This window comes from Aminobacter sp. P4_D5, from assembly GCF_056401815.1.
On record NZ_JBFUIP010000964.1, the window covers coordinates 1 to 617 of the forward strand.

The 617-nt window shown below is 69.6% G+C and carries 1 protein-coding gene; it reads right to left on the minus strand.

The window, feature by feature from the left end:
- The coding region (locus tag AC1DWF_RS36090) for an ABC transporter substrate-binding protein (protein WP_476843255.1) at positions 1-617 on the minus strand (617 nt) is incomplete at both ends.

A 617-nucleotide genomic window follows, 5' to 3' on the forward strand; every position in this document is an offset into this window, starting at 1 on the left:
CGCAGAGCGTGTTGGTCGCCGTGTTGTTCGCGGCGGTCAGGAAGACGACACGCTCGCCCCTGTAGCCGGCGACGGCGAGGTCGCGGCGGACCTTCGCCACGTCGCGTGGCGAAGTGAGCACCTCGATGCCCGCATTCGAGGCCATGGGCGATTCCGGGCAGAAGGCGCCCACGCCATCGGTGGTCAGGCTGGCATCGGCACCCGCGACGGCGCCCACCATGTCCGCCTGGCTGATGGCACCGAGGATGGCACGGCGGATCGCCGGATTGTCGAAGGGCGGCTGCAGGTGGTTCAGCCGGATGATGCCCATGTAGCCGGTGCGGTCGATGACATCGACGGTGATGTTCGGGTCGCGGCGCAGATTGGGCAGCAGGTCGAGCAGCGGTCTCTCCCACCAGTCGATCTCGCCGCGCTGGAGGGCGGCGAAGGCGGTCCCGTCATCCGGAATCGTGACCCACTCCAYGCGGTCGAGATGCGCGACCTTGGGGCCGGCCGTGAAGGAGGGCGCGCCGTCCGGCCGCGGCACGTAGCCGTCGAACTTCGCATAGACCGCGCGCACGCCGTCCACGCGCTCGTTCGCGACATAGCGGAAGGGTCCGCTGCCCACGACCTCGGTG